General features: G+C 70.9%; 1 protein-coding gene. It reads right to left on the reverse strand.

The features are described 5' to 3' along the window. Window positions 1–386: aldo/keto reductase (locus tag D1Z90_RS21045; RefSeq protein WP_198419294.1), on the reverse strand; the 386-nt coding region annotated here is incomplete at its 3' end. Window positions 387–553 lie beyond the last annotated feature (167 nt).

Here is a 553-nt window from a genome sequence, read left to right on the forward strand (position 1 = left end):
ACGGGCCGCACCAGCTTCAGGTCGTGCGCCAGGCCCAGCGGCAGGTTGCCGCGGGCGACCGAGTCGCGGGCCGGGAACAATTTTCCGAACACCGTGTAGCCGCCCTCGCCGTCGAGCATGCCGACCTTGGTCGCGACCTTCACCTTGCCGTGCTTGCCCGAGGTGCGGAGCCATTCGCCGATGATCGCCGCGGATTCGCCGCCGCGCTGCCCGGGGACCCAGGCCGAATAGACGTCGGCGGTGTCGATCAGCGCGCCGCCGGCTTCGGCGAAGCGATCGAGCACCGCGAAGCTGATCGCCCGGTCGGCGGTCCAGCCGAAGACGTTGCCGCCCAGGATCAGCGGCGGCGTCTCGATGCCGCTCGTGCCCAGTTCCCGCCTGATCATTCCACCGCTCCGTTGGACTGGCTGGCATTCACGTCGATCGCGGCCGCCGCCGCGTCGAGCTGGCGGGACTCGCCTGCGCTCAAGCCACCTTGCGCGTCATCGGATCCGCCGCGGCCGCAGGCGGCGAGAGCGAGCAGGAGGAGGAGAGGGGCGAGCCGCATGGATCA

The organism is Motilimonas pumila (assembly GCF_003596335.1).
Lineage (GTDB): Bacteria > Pseudomonadota > Gammaproteobacteria > Enterobacterales > CBDFNC01 > Motilimonas > Motilimonas pumila.